Source organism: Streptomyces sp. NPDC034099 (assembly GCF_055575415.1).
This window is the reverse complement of the sequence record NZ_JBVISR010000004.1, coordinates 376,842-400,483: the sequence shown is the minus strand read 5'-3', so window position 1 is coordinate 400,483 and position 23,642 is coordinate 376,842. Positions and strand designations below refer to the sequence as shown.

Sequence of the window (23,642 nt, the reverse complement as noted above, 5' to 3'; positions counted from 1 at the left end):
TCAACCCTCATGCCGTGGGGCGGTGTTCCGCGCTCCGGCCTACCCCTGGAGGAAGGCCACCAGCGCGTTGGCCAGCAGGTGCGGGTCGTCGGCGCCGCACAACTCCCGGGCGCTGTGCATCGACAGGATGGCCACGCCGATGTCCACGGTGCTGATGCCGTGCCGGGCCGCGGTGATGGGGCCGATGGTCGTGCCGCACGGCATGGCGTTGTTGGAGACGAAGGTCTGGAAGGGGACCTCCGCCTTACCGCAGGCGGCGGCGAACACCGCGCGGCCCGAACCGTCCGTGGCGTAGCGGTTGTTGACGTTGACCTTGAGGATGGGGCCGCCGTTGACGCGCGGGTGGTGCGTCGGGTCGTGCCGTTCCGCGTAGTTGGGGTGGACGGCGTGGCCCGTGTCGGAGGAGAGGCAGACGGTGCCGGCGAAGGCGCGCGCCCGGTCCTCGTAGGAGCCGCCGCGTGCGAACACCGAGCGTTCCAGCACCGTGCCGAGGAGCGGTCCGTCGGCGCCGGTGTCCGACTGGGAGCCGGTCTCCTCGTGGTCGAAGGCGGCGAGCACGGGGATGTACGGGAGGTCGCCGCCCGAGGACGCGACCGCGGCCAGCGCGGCCGTCCCGGCGTGCACGGACAGCAGGTTGTCCATCCGCGGGCCCGCCACCAGCTCCCGGTCGCGGCCCAGGTACGCCGGGGGCTCCACGGAGTGCGTCATCAGGTCCCAGCCGGTGACCTCGCCGCGGGCGAGGCCCGCCTCGTCCTCCAGGAAGGCGATCAGGTCGCCGTCGCGCACGGTGTCGCCCAGGCCCCAGACGGGCTGGAGGTGGCGCTGCTTGTCGAGCTTGAGACCCTCGGTGGAGACGTTGCGGTCCATGTGGATGGCGAGCTGCGGGACGCGCAGCAGCGGGCGGTCCACGTTCACCAGGCGCGTCGAGCCGTCGCGCAGCGAGAGGCGGCCGGCCAGGCCCAGGTCGCGGTCGAGCCAGGAGTTCATCAGCGGGCCGCCGTAGATCTCCACGGCGACCTGGCGCCAGCCGTGCGCCCCGGTGTCCGGGCGGGGCTTGACGCGCAGGTTGGGGGAGTCGGTGTGGGCGCCGACGATGCGGAAGGGGGTGTGCGCCGCGGCGCCCTCCGGGACGTACCAGGCGACGATCGCACCGCCGCGCAGCACGTACTTGCCGCCGCTCGTCGCCTCCCAGGCGTCGGTCTCCGCGACCTGGCGGAAGCCTGCCTTCTCCAGCCGCTCGGCGGCACTCGCCACGGCGTGGTACGGGGTCGGGCTCGCCGACAGGAAGGTCATCAGGTCGTCGGTGTGGCCGCGGTCGAAGCGGGAGGGTGCGCTCATGGGGTTCACCTTAACGACGTACGAGGGCCCGCTTCCCGTCTGGCGGGAGCGGGCCCTCGTGGGGGTCTGCGGAACCGGGCCGCGGTGCGGGGCCCGTCCTAGAACGCGGCCTCGTCCAGCTCCATCAGGTCCAGCTCGACGCCCTGGGCGACCTTGCGGGCCAGGGTGAGGCCGGGCAGGACGTTCGCGGCGAAGAACTTCGCGGCGGCGATCTTGCCGGTGTAGAAGGCCTTGTCCTTGGCGGAGGCGGTCGGCAGCTTCTCGGCGGCGACGGCGGCGCCCTTGAGGAGCAGGTAGCCGACGATCACGTCGCCGGAGGCGAGCAGCAGGCGGGTGGTGTTGAGGCCCACCTTGTAGATGTTCTTGACGTCCTGCTCGGTGGCCGCGAGGTCGGTCAGCATCAGGCCGACGATGGCCTCCAGCTCGACGGCGGCCTTGGCCAGGTGCTCACGGGCGCCGGACAGCTCCTCGCCGCCGGTGGCCAGCGCCAGGAACTTCTTGATGTCCTCGGCGAGCGAGTTCAGCGCGGCGCCCTGGTTGCGGACGATCTTCCGGAAGAAGTAGTCCTGGCCCTGGATCGCCGTGGTGCCCTCGTACAGGGTGTCGATCTTGGCGTCGCGGATGTACTGCTCGATCGGGTACTCCTGGAGGAACCCGGAGCCGCCGAAGGTCTGGAGCGACTGGGCGAGCTGCTCGTAGGCCTTCTCCGAGCCGTAGCCCTTGACGATCGGCAGGAGCAGGTCGTTGAGGGCGTGCTCGGTCGAGGCGTCCTCGCCGTTCGCCTCCTTGAGCTGGATCTCGTCCTGCACGGAGGCGGTGTACATCACGAGGGCGCGCATGCCCTCGGCGTACGCCTTCTGCGTCATCAGGGAGCGGCGCACGTCCGGGTGGTGCGTGATGGTGACCTTGGGGGCCGACTTGTCCATGAAGTTGGCCAGGTCGGGGCCCTGGACGCGCTCCTTGGCGTACTCCAGGGCGTTGAGGTAGCCCGTGGAGAGGGTGGAGATCGCCTTCGTGCCGACCATCATGCGGGCGAACTCGATGATGCGGAACATCTGGCGGATGCCGTCGTGCTTGTCGCCGATCAGCCAGCCCTTGGCGGGGTGGCGGTCGCCGAAGGTCATCTCGCAGGTGTTGGAGGCCTTCAGGCCCATCTTGTGCTCGACGTTGGTGGCGTAGACGCCGTTGCGCTCGCCCAGCTCGCCGGTCTCGAAGTCGAACTCGTACTTCGGGACGAGGAAGAGGGACAGGCCCTTGGTGCCGGGTCCGGCGCCCTCGGGGCGGGCGAGGACGTAGTGGAGGATGTTCTCCGACATGTCGTGCTCGCCGGACGTGATGAAGCGCTTCACGCCCTCGATGTGCCAGGAGCCGTCCTCCTGCTGCACGGCCTTGGTGCGGCCGGCGCCGACGTCCGAACCGGCGTCCGGCTCGGTGAGGACCATGGTGGAGCCCCACTGCTTCTCGACGGCGATCGAGGCGATGTGCTTCTGGACCTCGTTGCCCTCCTCGAAGAGGATGCCGGCGAACGCCGGACCGGAGGAGTACATCCACACGGCCGGGTTGGCGCCGAGGATCAGCTCCGCGTAGGCCCAGATCAGGGAGCGCGGCGAGGTGGTGCCGCCGATCTCCTCGGGCAGGCCGAGCCGCCAGTACTCGGAGTCCATGAAGGCCTGGTAGCTCTTCTTGAAGGACGCCGGGACCGGCGCGGTGTTGGTCTCCGGGTCGAAGACCGGCGGGTTGCGGTCGGCGTCGGCGAAGGACTCGGCCAGCTCGTTCTCGGAGAGGCGGGTCAGCTCCTCCAGCACGCTCTTGGCGGTGTCCGTGTCCATCTCCGCGAACGGGCCGCTGCCGTAGACCTTGTCGCGGCCGAGCACCTCGAAGAGGTTGAACTCGATGTCCCGGAGATTCGGCTTGTAGTGCCCCATGGCGACGGCTCCGTTGAGAGATCGGCGAGGCACTCGCTCCTCGCATCCGTACACGTACCAACTAGTAGCTCCGATGATGCTACCCGTCGGTAATAAGAAGCAACCCCGAGCCGCCCATCTGTGACTCGTTACTCGTTACTCTGTGCTGCATGTACGGCTACGACCAGACCGCGGGCCAACAGCAGCAGCAGTACGCCCCGCCGCAGCAGCCGATGGGCGGCGGATACGGGCAGCAGCCGCCGCTGTACCCCGAGCCGTCCCCGCCCTCGCTCGCGGACGCGGTGCGCGCCTTCACCACCGGCCAGATGTCCGCCGAGGACTTCCAGCAGATCTTCGCGACCTCGAAGGTCTACTGCCCCCGCGGCGACAACCCCGGGTTCCTCGCGCTGCACAACACCCAGCAGCCGGTGATCCCGATGTTCACCGGGCTGAAGGAGCTGCGCCGGTACGCGGGCAAGGAGTCGAAGTACTTCGTGATCACCGGCGCGGAGGTGATCGACCTGCTGCCGACCGGCTACGGCTTCGTCCTGGACATGGAGGGCGAGCACCGGATGGTGTTCGACGCGAAAGCCGTCGAACAGATGGTCGATTTCGCCATGCGCCGCATGTACGGCTAGCGGCCGCCGAACGGATGTCCGTGAGCCCGGAGGGAATGCCCTCCGGGCTTTCGTGGTTCCACGTGACAAGAAGTTCAATGCTCAACTAAAGTGGGGCGCACGCCGCCCGAGGAGGCCGACATGCCCGCCGTGACCGTCGAGAACCCGTTGACGCTGCCCCGCGTATCCGCGACCGCCGACGCGGTCGCCCGTCCCGTGCTCACCGTCACGACCGCGCCAAGCGGTTTCGAGGGCGAGGGCTTCCCGGTGCGCCGCGCGTTCGCCGGGATCAACTACCGCCACCTCGACCCGTTCATCATGATGGACCAGATGGGTGAGGTGGAGTACGCGCCGGGCGAGCCCAAGGGCACGCCCTGGCACCCGCACCGCGGCTTCGAGACCGTCACCTACATCGTCGACGGGATCTTCGACCACCAGGACTCCAACGGTGGCGGCGGCACCATCACCAACGGCGACACCCAGTGGATGACGGCCGGCTCGGGCCTGCTGCACATCGAGGCGCCGCCGGAGCAGCTGGTGATGTCGGGCGGTCTCTTCCACGGGCTCCAGCTGTGGGTGAACCTGCCGGCCAAGGACAAGATGATGGCCCCCCGCTACCAGGACATCCGCAGCGGCTCCGTCCAGCTGCTCACCTCCCCCGACGGCGGCGCGCTGCTGCGCGTCATCGCCGGTGAGCTGGACGGGCACGAGGGCCCCGGCATCACGCACACGCCGATCACGATGGTCCACGCGACGCTGGCGCCGGGCGCCGAGGTCACCCTGCCCTGGCGGGAGGACTTCAACGGCCTGGCGTACGTCATGGCCGGGCGCGGCTCCGTGGGCGCCGAGCGGCGTCCGGTCCACCTCGGGCAGACCGCCGTCTTCGGCGCCGGGGGCTCGCTGACCGTCCGCGCGGACGAGAAGCAGGACTCGCACACCCCCGACCTGGAGGTCGTGCTGCTCGGCGGCCGGCCGATCCGGGAGCCGATGGCCCACTACGGCCCGTTCGTGATGAACACCAAGGACGAGCTGATGCAGGCCTTCGAGGACTTCCAGAAGGGCCGCCTCGGCACCGTACCGGCCGTGCACGGCATGTCCGGCGAGGGCCCCGGGGCCTGACAGCGCGTCACCCGGGCGGGCCGTCCGCACAGGACAGCCCGCCCGCCGCGTGATCGGGTGGAGGCGTGCAGCTGCTCCCCGGTCCGGTACGGCGGTTCGCCGCCTGGTGCGCCGTCATCCTGCTCGCCAGCGGTGTCGTCTACGTCGCCATCCGGCTCTGCGTCGAGTTCCGCACCGCGGTGACGCCGGCGCTGCTCGCGCTGCTCGGCACCGCCCTGCTCCGGCCGCTGCACGCGCGGCTGGTGCGGGCCCATGTGCAGCGGTCGCTGGCCGCCGGGCTGACCTGCGTGGCCGTGCTGGCCGTGGTCGGCGGGGCCGTGTACATCGTGGTCTCCGCGCTCGTCGAGACCGGCGACCAGATCATCGCCTCGCTGCGGGACGCGGCCAAGGGCGTCGCCGACCACTTCGGCGCCGCCGGGACCTCGCTGGACGACGTGGCCTCCAACGCGCGCGAGCTGCTGGGCAAGTTCGGCGGTACGGCCGCCTCGGGCGTGGTGACCGGGATCAGCGTCGTCGGCGAGATGCTGGCCATGGCCGTGCTCGCCCTGCTGCTCGTCTTCTTCTTCCTGCGCGACTCCGACCGGGCCGTCGGCACGGTGCGCGCCCTCGCCCCGCCCGGCGCCGCCGACACGGTCGAGGCCATGGCCCGGCGGGCCTTCGGGGCCGTCGAGGGCTTCATGCGGGGCACGACCCTGATCGCCCTCATCGACGCGGTCTGCATCACCGTCGGGCTGCTCGTGCTGCGCGTCCCCGGCGCGGTCGGGCTCGGGGCGCTGGTCTTCGTCGGCGCCTACATCCCCTACCTCGGCGCGTTCATCTCCGGTGCCGTCGCCGTCCTGGTGGCGCTGGCCGACCGGGGGTTCGTCATCGCGCTGTGGGCCCTCGGCGTGGTGCTGGCCGTGCAGGTGCTGGAGGGACACGTGCTCCAGCCGATGGTCCAGAGCCGGACGGTGCAGATGCACCCGGCCGTCGTGCTGCTGGCGCTCACCGCGGGGGCGTCGGTGGCGGGCATCCTGGGGATGCTCCTCGCCGTGCCCCTGACCGCGGCGGCGTTCGGGGTCGTGCACGAGCTCCAGGGGCGTTACGAGGCCTCGAACACCACCGCTCCCGCCTCCGGGCCGGCCGCGGGGCCGGAGCCCTCGTCCGGGTCGGGGGACTCGTAGAGCTCGTACCAGATGCTCTTGCCCTCGCCGCGCGGGGCGACGCCCCAGGCGTCCGCGAGCAGTTCGACCAGCATCAGGCCGCGCCCGGAGGACGCCATCTCCCCCGGCCTGCGCTTGTGCGGCAGGTCGTCGCCGTTGTCGGTGACCTCCACCCGGATCCGCCGCTCGCCCGGCTCCCCGGCGACCTCGGCGACGAGCAGCGCGTCGGTGTCGGTGTGCACCAGGACGTTCGTCAGCATCTCGGAGAGCAGCAGGACCGCCGTGTCCCGCTGCTCCTCGACCGGCCAGTCGTGCAGCAGGTCGCGCAGGTGCTGCCGGGCGGTGGCGATCCGGGCGGGCTCGGACTGGGCGACCGACAGCATCGTGCGGCGCACCGGCGCCCGGGTCGCGGTGGATTCGCCGCAGCCGCAGCCCTCGCCCTGCCGGCACAGCAGCACCAGCGCGATGTCGTCCTCCCGGCGGTCGGCGAGCGGCCCGGTGGTGTGGTGCGAGGAGGGGCCGTGCACCGCCTGGACCAGCGCGTCGGCCAGCTCCTCCAGGCCGCCGGTGTGCTCCTCCAGGATCACCCGCAGCCGGTGCCAGCCGCTCTGCAGATCATGGCCGCCGGTCTCGACCAGGCCGTCCGTGCACAGCATCAGGGTGTCCCCGGGTTCCAGGGCGAGCCGCGTCGTCGGGTAGTCGGAGTCCGGGTCGATGCCCAGCGGCAGTCCGCCCGCCGTGGCGAGGATCAGTGCCGTCCCGTCCGCCATGCGCACCACCGGGTCCAGATGACCCGCGCGGGCACTCTCCAGGGTGCCGGTGGCGGGGTCGACCTCGGCGTAGTAGCAGGTCGCGAAGCGCAGGTCGCCGGGGTCGTCCGCGGAGGTGGCGAGGCCGTGGAAGAAGTGGGAGGCGCGGGCCAGCACCGCGTCGGGACGGTGCCCCTCGGAGGCGTAGGCGCGCAGGGCGATGCGCAGCTGGCCCATCAGTCCGGCCGCGCGCACGTCGTGCCCCTGGACGTCGCCGATCACCAGCGCGAAGCGGCCCCCGGGCAGCGGGATCATGTCGTACCAGTCGCCGCCGACCTGGAGGCCGCCGCCGGTGGGGACGTAGCGGGCCGCGATGTCCATGCCGGGGATCTCCGGGCCGAGCATGGGCAGCATCGAGCGTTGCAGCCCCTCGGTCAGCTCCCGCTGGTTCTCCGCGGCACCGGCCCGGGACAGCGCCTGGGCCAGCATCCGGGCCACCGTGGTCAGCACGGAACGCTCGTCCGGCGTGAACGCGACCGGATAGGCGAAGGCGGCCATCCAGGCGCCCATCGTGCGGCCCGCCACGGTCAGCGGCAGATAGGCCCAGGAGCGGCGGCCGAAGCGCTCGGCGAGCGACCAGGTCATGGGGTAGCGGGACCGGTACTGCTGCGGGGAGGAGAGGTAGACCGCGCGGCCGGTACGCACCACCTCCGCCGCCGGGTAGGCGGTGTCCAGCGACATGTCCACGAACGGGTTGCTCTCGTTCGCGGGCTGCCCGTGGTGGCCGATGACGGTGAGGCGGTCGCCCGAGACCCCGAACACCGCGAGGCCGTCCGGGGAGAAGCCCGGCATCGACAGCCCGGCCGCCACCCGCAGCACCTCCTCGGTGGACCGCGCCTCGGCCAGCGCCCGCCCCGCGTCCAGCAGGAACGCCTCCCGCGAGCGGCGCCACTCCCCGGTGACCGCGCTGCGCCCGGCGGGCGTGCCCGGCCGCGGTTCGGCGACCTCCTGAAGGGTGCCGATCAGGTCGTACGCCTTGCGTACGGGGTCGAAGGACGGCTTGGAGCGGCTGCGTACGACCCGGACGACATGGCCGTGCTCGTCCATGATCCGGATCCGGACCTCGGCGAGGGTGCCCTCGGCGACGGCGAGCTGGACCACGCCGGTGATCTCGTTCCAGTCCACCGGGTGCAGCCGGGCCCTCACCTGTGCCTCCGTGAGGCACGCCCGTTCCGCGGGCAGCCCGAGCAGGCGGGCGGCCTCCGCGTCCACCGCGACCTCACCCGTGGCAGTGTCCCAGTGCCACAGTCCGGTCGCGAGGGCGGCAAGGACGTCCCCCACCTCGGGCAGGGGCTCACCAGTGCGCATTGCCCCACTTTAGGAAGAGGTGATCGGACGCTGCCACCGCTCGCCGGGGCGCCGTAGGGGACCGGGAGGGGGCGGGGAGTGGGTTCGTGGCGGGCTCGTCGGGCGTCAATGCGGAGGAAGGCAGGCGTCGCTGCCCGGTACGCTGGGGTTGTTTCACGTGAAACGCGAAACACTTCCCCGATCCGCGAAGGCTGGATGAACGACGATGCATCGGTACAGGTCCCACACCTGCGGCGAGCTCCGCTCCTCTGACGTCGGCACCGACGTCCGACTGAGTGGCTGGCTGCACAATCGGCGCGACCTGGGCGGCATCCTCTTCATCGATCTGCGCGATCACCACGGCATCACGCAGCTCGTCGCCCGTCCGGGCACCGAGGCGTACGAGGCGCTGGACAAGCTGACCAAGGAATCGACCGTTCGGGTCGACGGCCGGGTCGTCTCCCGCGGCGCCGAGAACATCAACCCCGACCTGCCCACCGGCGAGGTCGAGGTCGAGGTGGGCGAGGTCGAGCTGCTCGGCGCCGCCCAGCCGCTGCCCTTCACCATCAACACCGAGGACGGGGTCAACGAGGAGCGGCGCCTGGAGTACCGCTTCCTGGACCTGCGCCGCGAGCGCATGCACCGCAACATCATGCTGCGCACGTCGGTCATCTCCTCGATCCGCAGCAAGATGGTCGCCCTCGGCTTCAACGAGATGGCGACGCCCATCCTCACCGCCACCTCCCCCGAGGGCGCCCGCGACTTCGTGGTCCCCTCCCGCCTGCACGCGGGCCGCTTCTACGCCCTCCCGCAGGCGCCGCAGCAGTTCAAGCAGCTGCTGATGATCTCGGGCTTCGACCGGTACTTCCAGATCGCGCCCTGCTTCCGTGACGAGGACGCCCGCGCCGACCGTTCGCCGGGCGAGTTCTACCAGCTCGACGTCGAGATGAGCTTCGTCGAGCAGGAGGACGTGTTCCGCCCGATCGAGCAGCTCATGACCGAGCTGTTCGAGGAGTTCGGCAACGGCCGCCACGTGACCTCGCCGTTCCCGCGGATCCCGTTCCGCGAGGCGATGCTGAAGTACGGCTCCGACAAGCCCGACCTGCGCGCCCAGCTGGAGCTGGTCGACATCACCGACGTCTTCGAGGGCTCGGAGTTCAAGGCCTTCGCCGGCAAGCACGTGCGCGCGCTGCCCGTCCCGGACGTCTCGGCGCAGCCCCGCAAGTTCTTCGACCAGCTCGGCGACTACGCCGTCTCGCAGGGCGCCAAGGGCCTGGCCTGGGTCCGCGTCGGCGAGGACGGCAAGCTGTCCGGCCCGATCGCGAAGTTCCTCACCGAGGAGAACGTCGCGGAGCTGACCAAGCGGCTCTCCCTGGCCCCCGGCCACGCCGTGTTCTTCGGCGCGGGCGAGTTCGACGAGGTCTCGAAGATCATGGGCGCGGTGCGGGTCGAGGCCGCCCGGCGCGCCGGGCACTTCGAGGAGAACGTCTTCCGGTTCTGCTGGATCGTCGACTTCCCGATGTACGAGAAGGACGAGGAGACGGGGAAGATCGACTTCTCCCACAACCCCTTCTCGATGCCGCAGGGCGGCATGGACGCCCTGGAGAACCAGGACCCGCTGGACGTCCTGGCCTGGCAGTACGACATCGTCTGCAACGGCGTCGAGCTGTCCTCCGGCGCCATCCGGAACCACGAGCCGGAGATCATGCTCAAGGCCTTCGAGATCGCGGGCTACGACGCGGAGACCGTCGAGCGCGAGTTCGCCGGCATGCTGCGCGCCCTGCGCTTCGGCGCCCCGCCGCACGGTGGCATCGCCCCGGGCGTCGACCGCATCGTCATGCTGCTGGCCGACGAGCCCAACATCCGCGAGACCATCGCCTTCCCGCTCAACGGCAACGCCCAGGACCTGATGATGGGCGCCCCGACCGAGCTGGACGAGACCCGGCTGAGGGAGCTGCACCTTTCGGTGCGCAAGCCGCAGCCGAAGTAGAACGCGGCGGCGGTACCGCAGCGAAGGGCCCGGAAGCACAGAGCGCTTCCGGGCCCTTCGCCGTCGTCACCCCTGGTCCTCGCTCCGGTAGAGCGGCAGGTTCTGGGTCGAGATGGTCCAGTCGGCGATGGTGACGTCCTCGCTGTAGACGAAGTCCTTGCGGGTGGCGTAGCGGGGGCCGTCGGGGGTGGTGTGGATGTCGGTGAATACGGCGCCAGTGCCTGTGCGGGGGTCGAAGATCGCGTAGACGGGGATGCCCATCAAGGGGTAGTCGCGAGTCTTGGCGATCCAGTCGTTGTCCGGATTGGAGCGGGACACGACCTCGATTGCAGCGATGAGAGTACGGGGATCGAACGAGCCCGGAACATCCATGTCCTCCATGGTGATCACCATGACGTCAGGCCGGCGCATGAGCCCCCGACACTCGTCCTCGACATCCGGTTCGCCCGTGTGAGCCACGATCTCCTCCGGCATCACCCTCTCCAGGCGTCTCCGCAAGTGCACAGTGGTCAGCTCATGCGGGCCGACGGGCGCCATCATGTCGTGGACGATCCCTTCCTGGGTGATCTCGAACTTGCCGGGCAGGGTGTCATCCGCGGACTGAACGAAATCCCGCATGGCCCGGTAGCGGTGGGAAGCGCCCTGCTGCGCGTGGTCCGGTGCGATGGTCATGGCGCTCGCTCCTCGTCGTCTGTGCCCAGGGGCAAGGATCGTCCCGTTCATGCTAGGCGCCCTCCGGGTGATCGGTTCGGCAGTCGCGGCAGCGGCCCGGCTGCGCGCTCCGGAAGGCGCGGTCGCAGTCGTCGCAGGTCTGGAGAGGGTGGCGGGGCTCCGGGACGGACGAGGGTGACGCCCGGAACGGCGGTGGAGGCGGCAGCTGGGCCGCCAGGCGGTGGGCGAGGAGGGCGGCCGGGCGGATCAGGGGTTCGTCGGGCAGGTGCGCGGTCAGGGCGTGGCGTACGGCGGTGGCGGGGACCTCGCGTTCCAGCCAGGCCGCGACACCCGGGGCGAGATGCTCGGCATCCGTGGCGGACAGGAGCAGCCGAGGGTCGTGGCGGCGCAGGCCGGTGAGGACGTCGACGGCTGCACTGAGGAGGACGGGAGCGGTGCACGACGGCTGGGGAACGGCGGGGAGGCGCTTGCGCGGCGCGGGCGCGTCGGGGGCCGTGCGCCGCCGGGAGGGCCTGCGGGGGGCCTTCTCCCGGTCGGTGGTGCGGTGACCGGGCCTGTTGCAGGAGACCGTGCGGGTGACGATCCGGCCGGTGGCGGTGCGCTCCCGACTGCGGATCAGGTAGCCGTGGGCTTCGAGTTCGTTCAGGGCGGCCGCGATGCGGGTGGGCCCCTCGGGGAAGCGGTTGGCGAGCGTCTTGATGTCGACGGCGGTGCCCGGCCGCACGGACTGGATGTAGCAGCCCAGTCCGATGGCGAGCCCGGACAGCTCCGGATGCTGCACCAGGTCGTTGCCGATCACCGTGAAGTTCTCGGTGTGGCGGACGTGGTCGTGGGTGACGCCGGCGAACGGTCTTCCCCCGGGCCCGTCGGGGTGGTTTTTGCGCGCGATACGGGACTGGGCGCGCAGGGGCGCGCTAGGGTTTTCGGTGTCCATCGGGAAGCCCTACTTCCTCGGTGGTCAGGCCCTCGCATCGGGATGCCAGTCCCGGCGGGGGCCGTCGCATGTCTGGGGTTGTCTGTCGTGTGCTGCTGGCGCCGAGCGTAGGGCACGCAACTGGGCGCATATCCAGCCCACTTGGGCATATTCACTCTCGGGAGTGACGCTGCGTGCCGGGAGGGAGGGGGTGGGGTTTGGTGGGGTTCTTTCTCTCCAGTGAGTAGTGCATAGGGGTCGCAGGTCGGACCGGAGCATGGGACCTCAGGTTCCGGTGGCTGCGGGGACGGGCCGAGGGGGATCTGTCCGGTCGTGTCCGGGCTTGTCGGGCGGTCGTTCACGGGTAGGGCGTGGCTGGCACGAAGCGGTACGACGGAGGGGCGCGCATGTCGGTGGACGGCGAGGTTCGGCAGCTCAGGACCGAGGCTGACGAGCCGGGGTGGGAGGTGGACCCGGACGATGAGTGGGGTGTGGCGGTCATCGCCACCGTGGGGCGGCAGTTGAAGCTGCGGCGCGAGGCGGTGGGCATGCGGGCCGGTGACTTCGGGAAGGCCGTGGGGTACGGCGAGGACCTCGTCTACAAGATCGAGGGCGGGAAGCGGATTCCCCGGCCGGAGTATCTGGAGAGGGCCGATGAGCTGTTGGGGGCGGGTGGGCTGCTCGCCGCGATGAAGGAGGACGTGGCGAGGGTCCGGTATCCGAAGAAGGTGCGGGATCTGGCGCAGATGGAGTCGCGGGCGGTCGAGATCGGGACGTACGTGTGCCACAGCGTCAGCGGGCTGTTGCAGACATCCGCGCATGCCAGGGCAGCTTTCGAATCACGACAACCCCCGTACTCGGAAGGCGAGGTCGAGCGCATGGTCGCCGCTCGCATGGCCAGGCAGTCGATCTTCGATCGGGACCCTGCCCCTGCCATCAGCTTCGTCCTGGAAGAGGCGCCTATCAGGCGCCCTCTTGGAGGCACAATGGTGTGGCGACAGCAGCTCGAACGTCTGTTGGAGGTGGGGCGGTTGCGTAACGTCACCCTCCAGGTGATGCCCACGCACCGCGAAACCCACCCCGGTCTGGACGGCAAGATCGAATTGCTGAAGTTCGAGGACGGAACGGCCGTGGGACGCTCCGATGGTGCTTTCAACGGGCGGCCGATCCACGACCCCAGGCACCTCCGCGTTCTTGAGCTGCGCTATGGCACCATCCGGGCGCAGGCACTCCCGCCGGGGGAGTCGCTGGCCTTCATCGAACGACTGCTGGGAGACACATGATCCACAAGGGCCCCACCGGGGACGCCTCCGAACTGGCATGGTTCAAAAGCAGCTACAGCGACGGCAACGAAGGTGACTCCTGCGTCGAGGTGGCGACCACGCCCGGCACCGTCCACGTCCGCGACTCCAAGCACCGTGACGCGAGCCCACGCCTCGCCTTGTCGGCGCAGACGTGGGCCGGGTTCGTGGCGTACGCGTCCGGGAGTTGACGTCCGGAGTACTACCGGGCCACGAACTGGGTCAGGATGGCCTGGACCTCGTAGATGTCGACGCCCTTGGTGAAGGTCTTCTGGATGGGCGCCTGGGAGCCGGAGAGCCAGATCTTCAGTTCGGCGTCCAGGTCGAAGTGGCCGGCCGTCTCCACCGCGAAGTGCGTGATGCTGCGGTACGGGATCGAGTGGTACTCGGTCTTCTTGCCGGTGATGCCCTGTTTGTCGATCAGGATCAGACGGCGGTCGGTGAACAGGATGGTGTCGCGTATCAGCAGGTAGGCGGCGTGCACCTGCTCACCGTGGCCGAGCAGACGCGCGTACTCCTGCTGCGCCTGGCCCGGATCGATGCTGTGCGCGTTGCCGAACAGTGCCATGGATGTCCCCCCACGTGAGCTGGTTCTTCGTTCGATCTTCGCAAACGCGGAGGGCCCGGGAGAAGCGTCCGCCTCTCCCGGGCCCCTGCTGTAGCGAGCGCGTTACGCGGCCGGCTTCTCCTCGAGACGCGGGAAGAGCACCGCGCCCTTGGTGACCGTCGAGCCCGCCGGCAGTCGGCCCCAGTCCGCCGCGTGCTGGACCTGCTGGTCCGCCAGGGCCCCCAGGGAGGGCTCGGCGCCGAGGGAGTCCCAGAGCTTCTGGGAGGTGTCCGGCATGATCGGGTTGAGGAGGACCGCCACCGCGCGGAGGGACTCCGCGGCCGTGTAGAGGATCGTCGCGAGGCGGGCCTTGCCCTCCGGGCTGTCGTCCTTCGCGACCTTCCAGGGCTCCTGCTCGGTGATGTAGCCGTTGACCTGCTTCACGAAGTCGAAGACCGCCAGAATGCCGCCCTGGAAGTCCAGCTCCTCGCCGATCTTCCGGTCGGCCTCCGCGACCGCCTTGGTCAGACCGTCGTGGATCGCCTTCTCCGCGTCACCGTCGGCCGTCGCGGCCGGCAGCTCGCCGCCGAAGTACTTGTTGACCATCGCCGCCACGCGGGAGGCGAGGTTGCCGTAGTCGTTGGCCAGCTCGCTGGTGTAGCGGGCGGAGAAGTCCTCCCAGGAGAAGCTGCCGTCCTGGCCGAACGCGATCGCGCGCAGGAAGTACCAGCGGTACGCGTCCACGCCGAAGTGCGTGGTCAGGTCCTGCGGCTTGATGCCGGTGAGGTTGGACTTCGACATCTTCTCGCCGCCGACCATCAGCCAGCCGTTGGCGGCGATCTTCCCGGGCAGGGGCAGGCCCTGCGCCATCAGCATGGCCGGCCAGATGATCGCGTGGAAGCGGAGGATGTCCTTGCCGACCAGGTGCACGTCGGCCGGGAACGTCGACTCGAACTTCTCGGGGTTCTCGTTGTAGCCAACCGCCGTGGCGTAGTTCAGCAGGGCGTCGACCCACACGTAGATGACGTGCTTGTCGTCCCAGGGGACCGGCACACCCCAGTCGAAGGTCGAGCGCGAGATGGAGAGGTCCTGGAGGCCCTGGCGGACGAAATTCACGACCTCGTTGCGCGCGGACTCGGGCTGGATGAAGCCCGGGTTGGCCTCGTAGTGCGCGAGCAGCTTCTCGCTGTACTCGCTGAGCTTGAAGAAGTAGTTCTCCTCGCTGAGGATCTCCACCGGCTTCTTGTGGATCGGGCACAGCTTCTGCCCCGCGTACTCGCCCTCGCCGTCGAGCAGCTCGCCGGGGAGCTTGTACTCCTCGCAGCCCACGCAGTACGGGCCCTCGTAGCCGCCCTTGTAGATCTCGCCCGTGTCGTACAGGTCCTGCACGAACTCCTGGACGCGGTCGGTGTGCCGCTTCTGCGTGGTGCGGATGAAGTCGTCGTTCGCGATGTCGAGGTGCTCCCACAGGGGCTTCCAGGACTCCGTGACGAGCTTGTCGGCCCAGGCCTGCGGGGTGACCCCGTTCGCCTCGGCCGTACGCATGATCTTCTGACCGTGCTCGTCCGTGCCGGTGAGGTACCACACCTTCTCGCCGCGCTGGCGGTGCCAGCGGGTGAGCACGTCGCCTGCGACGGTCGTATAGGCGTGGCCCAGGTGAGGAGCGTCGTTGACGTAGTAGATGGGGGTCGAGACGTAGTACGCCTTCGCCCCCTGCTTCTCGGTTCCAGTGGCCGCCATGGGCGAAATCCTACTGGGCCCGTGGAGATCGACTCACACGCGTTTCGGGGGGTGGACGGGGGGTCCTGCTCCCCGTCCACCCCCCGGGGGGTGGTGCGTGATCACGCGGTCGCGGTGCGGTTACGGGCGCCAGGTCGCCAGTACGCCCTCGTAGAGCTCCTTGTCGGTCAGCTCCTTGGGAGTCTCGCCGGCCAGGAAGTGCGACGCGTTGTCCGTCTTGAGCTTGCGGAGGTAGTCGAACGCCTTGTTCTCCGGGTCACCGAAGGCGACGAAGGAGAAGTGGACGTTCGGGTGGTCCGCGGCCGCCTTGGTGAGGGCCTGGGTGGCGGGGGTCTTGGCGTCGGGGGCGCCGTCGGTCTGGAAGACCACCAGGACGGGGGTGCCGGGGGCGTCCTTCTCGGTGTGGTGGGCGAGGACGGCCTCCACGGCGGCGTGGTAGCTGGTGCGGCCCATGCGGCCGAGCGCTGCGTGCAGCTCGTCGATCTTGTTCTCGTGGTCGGTGAGGGTCAGCTCGCCGGTGCCGTCCACTTCCGTGGAGAAGAACGTGACGGGGACCTTGGCCTCGGGGTCGAGGTGCGCCGCGAGGGCGAGGGTCTGCTCGGCGAGGGCCTGGGCGGAGCCGTCCTTGTAGTACGGGCGCATGGAGGCGGAGCGGTCGAGGACGAGGTGGATCTTGGCGCGGGTGCCGGTGAGATTGTATTTCTTCAGGGTGGTGCCGGCTGCCTTGTAGGCGGTGGTGAGGGCGGGGGCGCGGGAGCGGAGCTTCGCGGGGGGTGTGGCCGGCCCTGACGCCTCGGCTTCGCCTTCGGCGTCCGTGTTCCCACGGGGTGCCTCCGGCTGGTCGGTGGGCTTCGACGCCTCGGCTTCGCCTTCGGCGTCCGTGTTCCCACCCGCACCGCCCGTGCTGGTTTCGTTGTCGGGTGCTGGTGGCCCCTGTGGGGCGTCCTCGCCGTCGGCGGGTGCGGGTTCAGGGGTGGTGGTCGGCTCAGCCTTCGGCTCCGCCTCGGCTTCGGGTTCCGACTTGGCCTTCGGCTTCGCTTCGGGCTCCGTCTCCGCTTCGGGCTTCGCCTCCTGCTCGGGGGCTGTCACGGGCTCCGGGGCTGCCTCGGGCTCGGGCTTCGCCTCCTGCTCGGGGGCTGCCACGGGCTCCGGGGCTGCCACGGGCTCCGGGGCTGTCACGGGCTCCGGGGTCGGCTTCGGTTCCGGGGTCGGCGTGGTGTCCGAGGGGAGGTCCGTTGGCTTGGGGACCGTGATGTTGGCGAAGGCGGCCTTGACGAGGTCGTGCTCGTCGGGGGTGGGTTCCGAGCGGGGCTCGGGGATCTGGGAGGACTCCGGCTGGTCCGGGGTCCCGGCCGGCTCCGGGGGTGCGGTGGGCTGGGACGGGAGCTTCGGCTCCGGCTCGGTGACCGGCGGTGCCGTCTCCTGCGTCGCACCCTCCGCCTGTGCGGTCCGTTCCTTGCGTGAGCGGCCGAACGCGTTCCGCAGGAGAGTGAGAATGCCCATGAGCGCAACCCTTCGAGGTGAGTTGGTGCCGTCAATCCCTGGCCAGGACGGACACGTAAGGTTAGCGGTCCCGGCTTGTGATCTTGTGCAGGGTCTGACATGCGGGCGGCGACGCGTCAAGGCGGGATCGAGACGCAGCCGCAATTCCCCCACGGATTCCGCGGGTTCACCCTCCGTTCACCGCGACGCCCGGTCCCCGCACGTATGTGCACCTACGGTCGCGCTGACACCAGGGCATACAGGGATTCTCAAGGGGAGAACACAGTGCGCAAACTCCTGCCGTTGATCGGGACGCCGTCCGGTTCGCATCCTGGCGGCCGGTCCGCGATGACCTGCCGTTTCCGGTGTGGTGACGCCTGCTTCCACGAGGTGCCGAACACCAGCTCCAACGAGTACGCCGGCGATGTCATCGCCGGTGCGCTCAGCCGCCGTTCCATGATGCGCGCCGCCGCCGTCGTGACCGTCGCCGCGGCCGGTGCCGGGGCCGTCGGCGTGGCGGGGGCGCCGTCGGCGCAGGCCGCGCCCGCGGCCGGAAAGGGACACGGGAGGCCCTCCAAGGCGTCCGGTGCGCGGGGGCTGCGGTTCACGCCCGTCGCGCCCAACACCGACGACGCCGTGACCGTACCGGAGGGGTACCGGCAGGACGTCGTCATCCGTTGGGGTGAACCCATTCTGCGCGGGGCGCCCGCCTTCGACGCCGAGCGGCAGACCGCCGAGGCGCAGGCCGGGCAGTTCGGGTACAACAACGACTTCCTCGCGCTGCTGCCGCTGCGGGGCGAGCACGACCGCCGGCTCCTCGTCGCCAACCACGAGTACACCGACGAGGTGCTCATGTTCCGCGGCTACGACCCCGAGAACCCGACCCGTGAGCAGGTCGAGATCGCCTGGGCCGCGCACGGGCTGTCCGTCGTCGCCGTCGAGGAGGAAAGGAGGAGCGGGCGGCTGACACCCGTGGCGCGGCATCGGCTCAACCGGCGGGTCACCGCCACCACCGAGTTCCGGCTGACCGGCCCGGCCGCCGGGTCCGACCTGGTGAAGACCTCCGCCGACCGCACCGGCCGCAAGGTGCTCGGCACCCTCAACAACTGCTCCGGCGGCACCACCCCGTGGGGCACGACGCTGCACGGCGAGGAGAACTTCAACCAGTACTTCGCCAACGCCTCCAGCGCCACCGACAAGCGGTACGGCATCGGGACCGGTGCCACCGAGCGGAAGTGGGAGCGGTTCGACAAGCGCTTCGACGTGGCCCGGGAGCCGAACGAGGTGCACCGCTTCGGTTACGTCGTCGAACTCGACCCGTACGACCCGCAGTCCACGCCGCGCAAGCACACGCTGCTCGGCCGGTTCAAGCACGAGGCCGCGACCGTGCGGCTGACGCACGACGGGCGGCCGGTCGTCTACACCGGCGACGACGAGCGGTTCGACTACTTCTACAAGTTCGTCGGCAGCAAGCGGATGCGGCACGGCACCTCCCGCTGGGCGCGCGAGCACAACCTCTCGCTGCTCGACGAGGGCACCCTGTACGTCGCCAAGCTCAACGGCGACTCCCCGGCGATCGAGATCGACGGTACGGGCACGCTGCCGCGCGACGGCGAGTTCGACGGCGGTGGCGAGTGGATTCCGCTGGTCACCGCCACGGAGCGCGGTGCCGTCTCGCACGTCGAGGGGATGAGCGCCGAGGAGGTGTGCGTCTTCACGCGGCTCGCCGGGGACAAGGTCGGGGCCACGAAGATGGACCGGCCCGAGGACATCGAGCCGTCGCCGACCACCGGCAAGGTGTACGTCGCCCTCACCAACAACACCAACCGGGGCAAGGCCGGTTACGCGGGCCCCGACGAGGCCAACCCGCGCAACGCCAACAAGCACGGCCACGTCCTGGAGCTGACCGAGCGCTGGAACCGGGCCGACGCCACCAGCTTCGGATGGTCGCTGTTCCTGGTCGCCGGCGACCCGGAGGACCCGGCGACCTATTTCGCGGGTTTCCCGAAGGACCGGGTCAGCGCGATCTCGTGCCCCGACAACGTCGCCTTCGACGAGCACGGCAACCTGTGGATCTCCACCGACGGCAACGCGCTCGGCAGCCACGACGGGCTCTTCGGCGTCGCGACCAAGGGCGACCGGCGCGGTGAGCTGAAGCAGTTCCTGACCGTGCCGACCGGCGCGGAGACCTGCGGTCCGCTCGTCCAGGACCGGCGGGTGCTGGTCGCCGTGCAGCACCCGGGCGAGGTCGACGGCGCCTCCGTCGAGCAGCCGGCCAGCACCTGGCCGGACGGGCCCGGGAAGATCGTGCGCCCGGCGGTCGTGGCGGTGTGGCGCGCGGACGGCCGCGACATCGGCGTCTGAGCGACCGCCCTACGCCTGTGTGTGGAACTCCCGGACGACCTCGATGCGGCCCACGATGTGCCGGTTGAACTCCGGCAGCTCCTCCGCGGGGACCCACAGCTCCAGGATGGTCTCGCCGCCCGCCTGGCGTACGGGATAGCGCGCCAGGAAGGCGGTGTCGACCTCGAAGCGGGTGACGTATCCCGAGCCGGAGGCGGGGACGTTCCAGTCGCGGGCGATGCGGACGGCATAGTCCTCGTTGAGGACCGGGTAGAAGATCGGCTGCTCGGGCAGGCGCGGGGGCCAGGCCGTCCAGCCGGAGGCCTCGACGGGCGCCAGCTCCTCGGGGCCGGTGGGCCGCCAGAGGGTCGTCGTGCCGCTCTCGGTCTTCGTCTCGGGCTCGGGCTCGGGCTCGGTCATGCTCGGCGACGTTGGCCGCCGGGGTGCGGGCCCCGCCAAGCGGTTCAGAGCCGGGTGCGGGTGGGCCGGGGCGGGGCGGGCTCGCCGTGGGGCTCCGCGGGGGGCCGGTGGCGCGGCGGGCGCCCGTAGCGGCCCGTGAGCCAGGAGGCCAGGGCGACCGTGAGGCCGAGGGCGACGAGGAGCCAGGAGGCGGTGCGCAGGGTTTGGGTGAGGGCGTCGTAGACGGCGCCCGCGGCGGGGCCGTCCACCGGGCCGGGGAGTTCCGCCACGGTGAGCCGGCGGCCGACCAGTACGGCGAGGGCGAGCAGGGCGCCGCCGAGGGCGGTGCCGATCCCGGCGGCCGTGACGGCGCGGCGGCGGCAGGCGGCGACCGCGATGCCGGTGACCGCGAAGACGACGGCCGCCAGCGGCAGCCAGAAGGCGGCGACGTCGAGCACGCGGTAGCCCTTCCTGAGCCGGTCCGCCTGGTGGGCCGGGAGCACGGTGACCGCGGTGTGCCGGACCGGGATGCGCCGGGCGAAGGGCACGTGGTCCTCGGCGAGCCGGTCCCGCACGCGTTCGGTGACCGGGGCCAGGTCGACGGTGACCGCGCGTCCGGCGGCGCCGTCGTCGCGCAGGGCGCGCAGCACGGCGGCGTGGACGGTGCGGTTGGCCGCGTCCCAGCCCTCGTGGAAGGCCTCGGTGCGGGTGAACGACCGGGCCGCGTCCCGCACGAAGAGCCGCACGGTGCCGCTCACGGGACCGGCCGTGGCCTCGTCGACGAAGCCCGCGAACCCGGCGCCCAGCCGGTCGGCGGCCGCGTCGCGTACGTCCGGGTCGTCGGCGAGCGGGGCCATGGCCGCGACGTACCGGCCCGTGTCGGCCGGCCCGTGCATGGCCCAGCCCGCCAGCGTGGCGCACGGTGCGAGCAGGCTGGCGAGGACGATCAGGACGGCCGACAGGGCGCCCCGGAGGCGGGGGGACACCCTCCCAGGCAAACCCCCGCGCCCCCGCCGGGCGACCGGCGTGACTGCATTTGGCCCCCGGGGACGATCCGGTCAGGTGGTGCGGGTGAGGGTGCCGTGTCTGGCCGCCCGCGCCTCCTCGGCGTCCTGGTGGGTGGCGTAGTGGTAGTACAGCCCGGCGGTCACCGCCGCCGCGAGCAGCAGGGACACCAGGATGCAGGTGAACATGGCGACGCCGCTGCCCGAGTACAGGAATCCCAGCGCGCTGCCCGCGAACGCCCCCCACAGCACCGCGTGGCCCTCGCGCGGCAGCCGGTCGGCCACCGCGCGGACCACGTACCACAGGAGGGCGAACGCGAGCACCGTCATGAAGCCGAACAGCAGGTTCCAGCCGGTGACGGGGCCGCCGTGGCGGCGGATGGACGCGGCCCAGTAGCCGTAGACCAGGCCGATCGCGAGGGGCATCGCCCACTTCGCCAGCAGGTGGGTCCGCTCGCCGAGGACGTCGGGCGTCGTGGGCCCGGACGTGCCCGTGCCCGGGCCGGTGCGGGTGCCGGTGGGTGTTCCGCGTGTGGGTACCGCGTGAGCCATGAGAGCACTCCTCTCGCCTCGCCCCCTCTGCCCCCGTCTACCAGGGCACACCTGGGTGTGCCGGCCGGCAAGTCGGGATGCGGGGCGGTCGGGCGCGTGTTTCGCTGGGGCCCGTGAGGGGTCGTGTCCGCAGGCCGGTGCGCGCCCGGTGGCGGCCGCTCGGGCGGCTCCTGCACGCCGCCGGCCGGGGCGACGCCGTGTCCCGGCACGAGCTGCTCAGTGTGCGCGGGCGCACAGTGGCCTGGGTGTTCCCGCTGCTGCTGCTCATCGGCATCACCGCGGGCGACATCACCACCGGCGCCTTCGAGATCATCTCCTGGACCGTGCTGGTGCCGGGCGTCGCCGCCGCGATCTGCGGGGTGCGGGGCACGGCCGTGCTCGCCCTGCTCGCGATCGGCGTCTACGTCTGCGCCGACACCGTCTGGCAGCACCGCGACGAGACCGGGCTGCCCGGTCTGGTCCTCGTCGTCCTCGGCGGTGCCATCGCCGTGGTGGCCGCCGGGTTCCGGGTCGGCGGGGAGCGGCGCATGCTGCACATGCGGGACATCGCCGACACCACCCGCCGCACCGTGCTGCGTCCGCTCCCGGTGGGCTTCGGCGGCCTCGACCACGCCGCCGTGTACCTCTCCGCGGACAGCGAGGCCCGGGTCGGCGGCGACTTCTACGACATCCAGCCAGGACCGCACGGCACCCGGGTCCTCGTCGGCGACGTGCAGGGCAAGGGTCTCGGCGCGGTGGAAACGGCCGCCGCGCTGCTCGGCACCTTCCGTGAGGCCGCCTACCACGAAGCGGACCTCGGGACGGTCGCCGAGCGCCTGGAGATCCGCATGGTGCGCCACCGCGGGCACACCGCCGCCCTGGGCCGGGCCGACGGCGACCGGTTCGCCACCGCCGTACTGATCGGTTTCCCGCCGGGTCTGGCGGACGTCGTGGAGGCCGTCGTCTTCGGCCACGAACCCCCGATGGCGGTCGGTCCCCGCGGGGTGCGCGTGCTGCCGGTCGTGGGCGGGCTGCCGCTGGGCATGGCCGAACTGGCGCCCACCGGCCGGTCCGGGACGCCGCCGGTGCACCGGCTGCGTCTGGCCGCGGACGAGACGCTGCTGCTGGTCACCGACGGGGTGACCGAGGCCCGCGACCCGGCCGGGGTCTTCTACCGGCCGGCCGACGACATCGCCCTCGCCCTCGCCGTCGACCCGCGCAGCGCCGGGCCCGCGCGGCTGGTGTCCCTGGTACGGGACGGCACGCTGCGGCACTGCCGGGGCCGGGTGGCCGACGACACCACGGTCTTCGCGGTACGGCGGACACCGGCCGGTCCTGATCCGGCCGCCGACGGCTGAGTGCCCCGCTGTGCAGCCGCAGCGGTTACGGTGCTGCCGTACGTGATCGACAGGGGGAGGGGACATGCCCGGAACCGTGCTGCTGCTCGCGGCGTCGCCCGTGGGCCGTGGGTGCCTGGTGGACGCCGCCTCCGTGCTTCCCGTGCTCGCGGCGGTGCCGCCCGCCGTGCTCTCCGGCACGGACACGGCGAACGTCGTGGAACTCGCCGACCCGCTGGAGCCGCAGGCGGTCCTCACCCGGCTGCGGGCCGCGGCGGCGGCCCCCGGGCCGCTCACGGTCTACATCGCCGGGCAGCTCCAGCTGGACCGGCGCCAGCGCCTGCCGCACCTGGCGCTGGCCCGCACGACGCCGTCCACCGTCCGCTACACGGCACTGCCCTGGCACTGGATCCGCGAGGAGCTGCGGCTGCGGCCGAGCGGCGCGACGACGCTGCTGCTCGACCTGCACGCCGACCAGGAGACCTGGCAGTGGCTGCGGACCAGTCCGCTGGACTCCGGGCGCAACAACGCCGTTTACGGTCGCATCGCGCCCCCGCCGGCCCGGCGGACGGTGGCCGTCCCGTCGTACATGCGGGGCGTCGCGACGATCCTGCGCAGCGGGCACCGGCCGCCGCCGGACGAGCTGCACCAGCAGGCGCTGGCCCGGGCCGCGGCCGACACCGCGGGCAGCGGTGCGGACCTGGTGCTGACGGCGCCGGGGCCGGTGGCGGGCGATCCGCACGCCGTCATCGCCGCGGCCGTGCGGTCCCGGCGGCACGGTGACGCCGACGCGCTCGCCGCCCGGCACGAGCGGGCCGCGGCGCAGGCGCACGGGCCCGCGTCCGAGGACGCGCTGCACTGGACCGAGGTCCGGGCCGACCTGGCGATGTTCGCGGGGGACCCGGTGCGCAGCTGCCGGACCTGGCTGACGGTGGCCGAGGCCCGGCTCGGCGCCGGGCAGCCCCCGCAGGCGCCCGCCGTGGAGGCGGCCGTCGACCGGGCGCACCACCAGTGGGGGCTGATCCGCGACGCCGGACGGGCCCGCGAACTGGGCGCGGCCCTCGCCGCGCTGCGCGGCCGGGTACCGGGCCGCCGCGAGGGCGCCCTGGACCACGTCCAGCGCGAACTGAGCCGCCTCCAGACCCAGGGCTGAGCCGACCGGTACCC

20 protein-coding genes are annotated in these 23,642 nt (G+C 71.4%); 9 read left to right on the top strand and 11 right to left on the bottom strand.

What is annotated here, in order from left to right:
- Nucleotides 1–39: 39 nt before the first annotated feature.
- Nucleotides 40–1,338: a M18 family aminopeptidase gene (locus ACZ56V_RS14275; protein ID WP_398911525.1), complete on the bottom strand. Its 1,299-nt coding sequence runs from the start codon at nucleotides 1,336–1,338 to the stop codon at nucleotides 40–42.
- A 98-nt stretch (nucleotides 1,339–1,436) separates the two neighbouring features.
- The gene (locus ACZ56V_RS14270; protein ID WP_398911527.1) at nucleotides 1,437–3,263 is read right to left on the bottom strand and encodes an acyl-CoA dehydrogenase; all 1,827 of its coding nucleotides are present in this window, start codon (nucleotides 3,261–3,263) and stop codon (nucleotides 1,437–1,439) included.
- Between the two features lie 149 nt (nucleotides 3,264–3,412).
- Between ACZ56V_RS14270 and ACZ56V_RS14265 the strand changes: the two genes are divergently transcribed.
- The 3 genes from ACZ56V_RS14265 (at nucleotide 3,413) to ACZ56V_RS14255 (ending at nucleotide 6,141) form a co-directional block, all read left to right on the top strand.
- Nucleotides 3,413–3,880, top strand: a complete 468-nt coding sequence (locus ACZ56V_RS14265) for an SseB family protein (RefSeq protein WP_030180614.1) — start codon at nucleotides 3,413–3,415, stop codon at nucleotides 3,878–3,880.
- Between the two features lie 120 nt (nucleotides 3,881–4,000).
- The gene (locus ACZ56V_RS14260) at nucleotides 4,001–4,978 is read left to right on the top strand and encodes a pirin family protein (protein ID WP_356371232.1); all 978 of its coding nucleotides are present in this window, start codon (nucleotides 4,001–4,003) and stop codon (nucleotides 4,976–4,978) included.
- A 65-nt stretch (nucleotides 4,979–5,043) separates the two neighbouring features.
- The gene (locus ACZ56V_RS14255; protein ID WP_468942264.1) at nucleotides 5,044–6,141 is read left to right on the top strand and encodes an AI-2E family transporter; all 1,098 of its coding nucleotides are present in this window, start codon (nucleotides 5,044–5,046) and stop codon (nucleotides 6,139–6,141) included.
- On the opposite strand, the gene ACZ56V_RS14250 is transcribed toward ACZ56V_RS14255, so the two are convergent.
- Nucleotides 6,060–8,237 (bottom strand): SpoIIE family protein phosphatase, encoded by a 2,178-nt coding sequence (locus ACZ56V_RS14250; RefSeq protein WP_468942262.1) that lies wholly within the window; start codon nucleotides 8,235–8,237, stop codon nucleotides 6,060–6,062. The genes ACZ56V_RS14255 and ACZ56V_RS14250 overlap by 82 nt on opposite strands.
- A gap of 205 nt (nucleotides 8,238–8,442) precedes the next feature.
- Here ACZ56V_RS14250 and aspS point away from each other — a divergent pair, with 205 nt between their 5' ends.
- Nucleotides 8,443–10,206: an aspartate--tRNA ligase gene (gene aspS, locus ACZ56V_RS14245; RefSeq protein WP_356371238.1), complete on the top strand. Its 1,764-nt coding sequence runs from the start codon at nucleotides 8,443–8,445 to the stop codon at nucleotides 10,204–10,206.
- Between the two features lie 66 nt (nucleotides 10,207–10,272).
- Here the strand turns inward: aspS and ACZ56V_RS14240 are convergent, their stop codons facing one another.
- Both ACZ56V_RS14240 and ACZ56V_RS14235 read right to left on the bottom strand, forming a co-directional pair.
- On the bottom strand, nucleotides 10,273–10,878 hold the full coding sequence (locus ACZ56V_RS14240) for a Uma2 family endonuclease (RefSeq protein ID WP_468942259.1): 606 nt from the start codon (nucleotides 10,876–10,878) through the stop codon (nucleotides 10,273–10,275).
- 52 nt (nucleotides 10,879–10,930) lie between these two features.
- Nucleotides 10,931–11,812 (bottom strand): helix-turn-helix domain-containing protein, encoded by an 882-nt coding sequence (locus ACZ56V_RS14235; protein WP_467378824.1) that lies wholly within the window; start codon nucleotides 11,810–11,812, stop codon nucleotides 10,931–10,933.
- Nucleotides 11,813–12,198: 386 nt separating this feature from the next.
- On the opposite strand from ACZ56V_RS14235, the gene ACZ56V_RS14230 reads away from it, so the two are divergent.
- Entirely contained in the window at nucleotides 12,199–13,074 is an 876-nt protein-coding gene (locus ACZ56V_RS14230) for a helix-turn-helix domain-containing protein (protein WP_468942257.1), read from the top strand.
- Nucleotides 13,071–13,283 (top strand): DUF397 domain-containing protein, encoded by a 213-nt coding sequence (locus ACZ56V_RS14225; protein WP_398911539.1) that lies wholly within the window; start codon nucleotides 13,071–13,073, stop codon nucleotides 13,281–13,283. The genes ACZ56V_RS14230 and ACZ56V_RS14225 overlap by 4 nt, the downstream gene beginning before the upstream one ends.
- An 11-nt stretch (nucleotides 13,284–13,294) precedes the next feature.
- Here the strand turns inward: ACZ56V_RS14225 and ACZ56V_RS14220 are convergent, their stop codons facing one another.
- From ACZ56V_RS14220 to ACZ56V_RS14210, 3 genes are all read right to left on the bottom strand, one after another.
- Nucleotides 13,295–13,660: a PH domain-containing protein gene (locus ACZ56V_RS14220; protein ID WP_398911540.1), complete on the bottom strand. Its 366-nt coding sequence runs from the start codon at nucleotides 13,658–13,660 to the stop codon at nucleotides 13,295–13,297.
- A gap of 102 nt (nucleotides 13,661–13,762) precedes the next feature.
- Nucleotides 13,763–15,379: a methionine--tRNA ligase gene (metG, locus tag ACZ56V_RS14215; RefSeq protein WP_468942253.1), complete on the bottom strand. Its 1,617-nt coding sequence runs from the start codon at nucleotides 15,377–15,379 to the stop codon at nucleotides 13,763–13,765.
- A gap of 120 nt (nucleotides 15,380–15,499) precedes the next feature.
- On the bottom strand, nucleotides 15,500–16,882 hold the full coding sequence (locus ACZ56V_RS14210) for a VWA domain-containing protein (protein WP_468942251.1): 1,383 nt from the start codon (nucleotides 16,880–16,882) through the stop codon (nucleotides 15,500–15,502).
- A 264-nt stretch (nucleotides 16,883–17,146) separates the two neighbouring features.
- On the opposite strand from ACZ56V_RS14210, the gene ACZ56V_RS14205 reads away from it, so the two are divergent.
- Entirely contained in the window at nucleotides 17,147–19,225 is a 2,079-nt protein-coding gene (locus ACZ56V_RS14205; protein WP_468942248.1) for a PhoX family protein, read from the top strand.
- A 9-nt stretch (nucleotides 19,226–19,234) separates the two neighbouring features.
- On the opposite strand, the gene ACZ56V_RS14200 is transcribed toward ACZ56V_RS14205, so the two are convergent.
- The 3 genes from ACZ56V_RS14200 to ACZ56V_RS14190 form a co-directional block, all read right to left on the bottom strand.
- On the bottom strand, nucleotides 19,235–19,624 hold the full coding sequence (locus ACZ56V_RS14200; RefSeq protein ID WP_468942245.1) for an ADP-ribosylation/crystallin J1: 390 nt from the start codon (nucleotides 19,622–19,624) through the stop codon (nucleotides 19,235–19,237).
- A 44-nt stretch (nucleotides 19,625–19,668) separates the two neighbouring features.
- Nucleotides 19,669–20,589 (bottom strand): hypothetical protein, encoded by a 921-nt coding sequence (locus ACZ56V_RS14195; protein WP_398911548.1) that lies wholly within the window; start codon nucleotides 20,587–20,589, stop codon nucleotides 19,669–19,671.
- 72 nt (nucleotides 20,590–20,661) lie between these two features.
- Nucleotides 20,662–21,159 (bottom strand): hypothetical protein, encoded by a 498-nt coding sequence (locus ACZ56V_RS14190; protein ID WP_467378839.1) that lies wholly within the window; start codon nucleotides 21,157–21,159, stop codon nucleotides 20,662–20,664.
- Nucleotides 21,160–21,236: 77 nt separating this feature from the next.
- Between ACZ56V_RS14190 and ACZ56V_RS14185 the strand changes: the two genes are divergently transcribed.
- A complete protein-coding gene (locus tag ACZ56V_RS14185) occupies nucleotides 21,237–22,496 on the top strand; it encodes a PP2C family protein-serine/threonine phosphatase (RefSeq protein ID WP_398911551.1) in 1,260 nt (419 codons plus the stop codon).
- A 64-nt stretch (nucleotides 22,497–22,560) separates the two neighbouring features.
- Nucleotides 22,561–23,628 carry a serine/threonine-protein kinase gene (locus tag ACZ56V_RS14180; RefSeq protein ID WP_467378841.1) on the top strand — a complete coding sequence of 356 codons (1,068 nt, stop codon included), beginning with the start codon at nucleotides 22,561–22,563 and terminating at the stop codon, nucleotides 23,626–23,628.
- Nucleotides 23,629–23,642: the final 14 nt, after the last annotated feature.

Excerpts from the sequence above, each read along its gene's own strand:
- ACZ56V_RS14275 (WP_398911525.1), bottom strand. The coding sequence starts at position 1,338 with ATGAGCGCACCCTCCCGCTTCGACCGCGGCCACACCGACGACCTGATG.
- ACZ56V_RS14270 (WP_398911527.1), bottom strand. The coding sequence starts at position 3,263 with ATGGGGCACTACAAGCCGAATCTCCGGGACATCGAGTTCAACCTCTTC.
- ACZ56V_RS14265 (WP_030180614.1), top strand. The coding sequence starts at position 3,413 with ATGTACGGCTACGACCAGACCGCGGGCCAACAGCAGCAGCAGTACGCC.
- ACZ56V_RS14260 (WP_356371232.1), top strand. The coding sequence starts at position 4,001 with ATGCCCGCCGTGACCGTCGAGAACCCGTTGACGCTGCCCCGCGTATCC.
- ACZ56V_RS14250 (WP_468942262.1), bottom strand. The coding sequence starts at position 8,237 with ATGCGCACTGGTGAGCCCCTGCCCGAGGTGGGGGACGTCCTTGCCGCC.
- aspS (WP_356371238.1), top strand. The coding sequence starts at position 8,443 with ATGCATCGGTACAGGTCCCACACCTGCGGCGAGCTCCGCTCCTCTGAC.
- ACZ56V_RS14240 (WP_468942259.1), bottom strand. The coding sequence starts at position 10,878 with ATGACCATCGCACCGGACCACGCGCAGCAGGGCGCTTCCCACCGCTAC.
- ACZ56V_RS14235 (WP_467378824.1), bottom strand. The coding sequence starts at position 11,812 with ATGGACACCGAAAACCCTAGCGCGCCCCTGCGCGCCCAGTCCCGTATC.
- ACZ56V_RS14230 (WP_468942257.1), top strand. The coding sequence starts at position 12,199 with ATGTCGGTGGACGGCGAGGTTCGGCAGCTCAGGACCGAGGCTGACGAG.
- ACZ56V_RS14225 (WP_398911539.1), top strand. The coding sequence starts at position 13,071 with ATGATCCACAAGGGCCCCACCGGGGACGCCTCCGAACTGGCATGGTTC.
- ACZ56V_RS14220 (WP_398911540.1), bottom strand. The coding sequence starts at position 13,660 with ATGGCACTGTTCGGCAACGCGCACAGCATCGATCCGGGCCAGGCGCAG.
- metG (WP_468942253.1), bottom strand. The coding sequence starts at position 15,379 with ATGGCGGCCACTGGAACCGAGAAGCAGGGGGCGAAGGCGTACTACGTC.
- ACZ56V_RS14210 (WP_468942251.1), bottom strand. The coding sequence starts at position 16,882 with ATGGGCATTCTCACTCTCCTGCGGAACGCGTTCGGCCGCTCACGCAAG.
- ACZ56V_RS14200 (WP_468942245.1), bottom strand. The coding sequence starts at position 19,624 with ATGACCGAGCCCGAGCCCGAGCCCGAGACGAAGACCGAGAGCGGCACG.
- ACZ56V_RS14190 (WP_467378839.1), bottom strand. The coding sequence starts at position 21,159 with ATGGCTCACGCGGTACCCACACGCGGAACACCCACCGGCACCCGCACC.
- ACZ56V_RS14185 (WP_398911551.1), top strand. The coding sequence starts at position 21,237 with ATGCGGGGCGGTCGGGCGCGTGTTTCGCTGGGGCCCGTGAGGGGTCGT.
- ACZ56V_RS14180 (WP_467378841.1), top strand. The coding sequence starts at position 22,561 with ATGCCCGGAACCGTGCTGCTGCTCGCGGCGTCGCCCGTGGGCCGTGGG.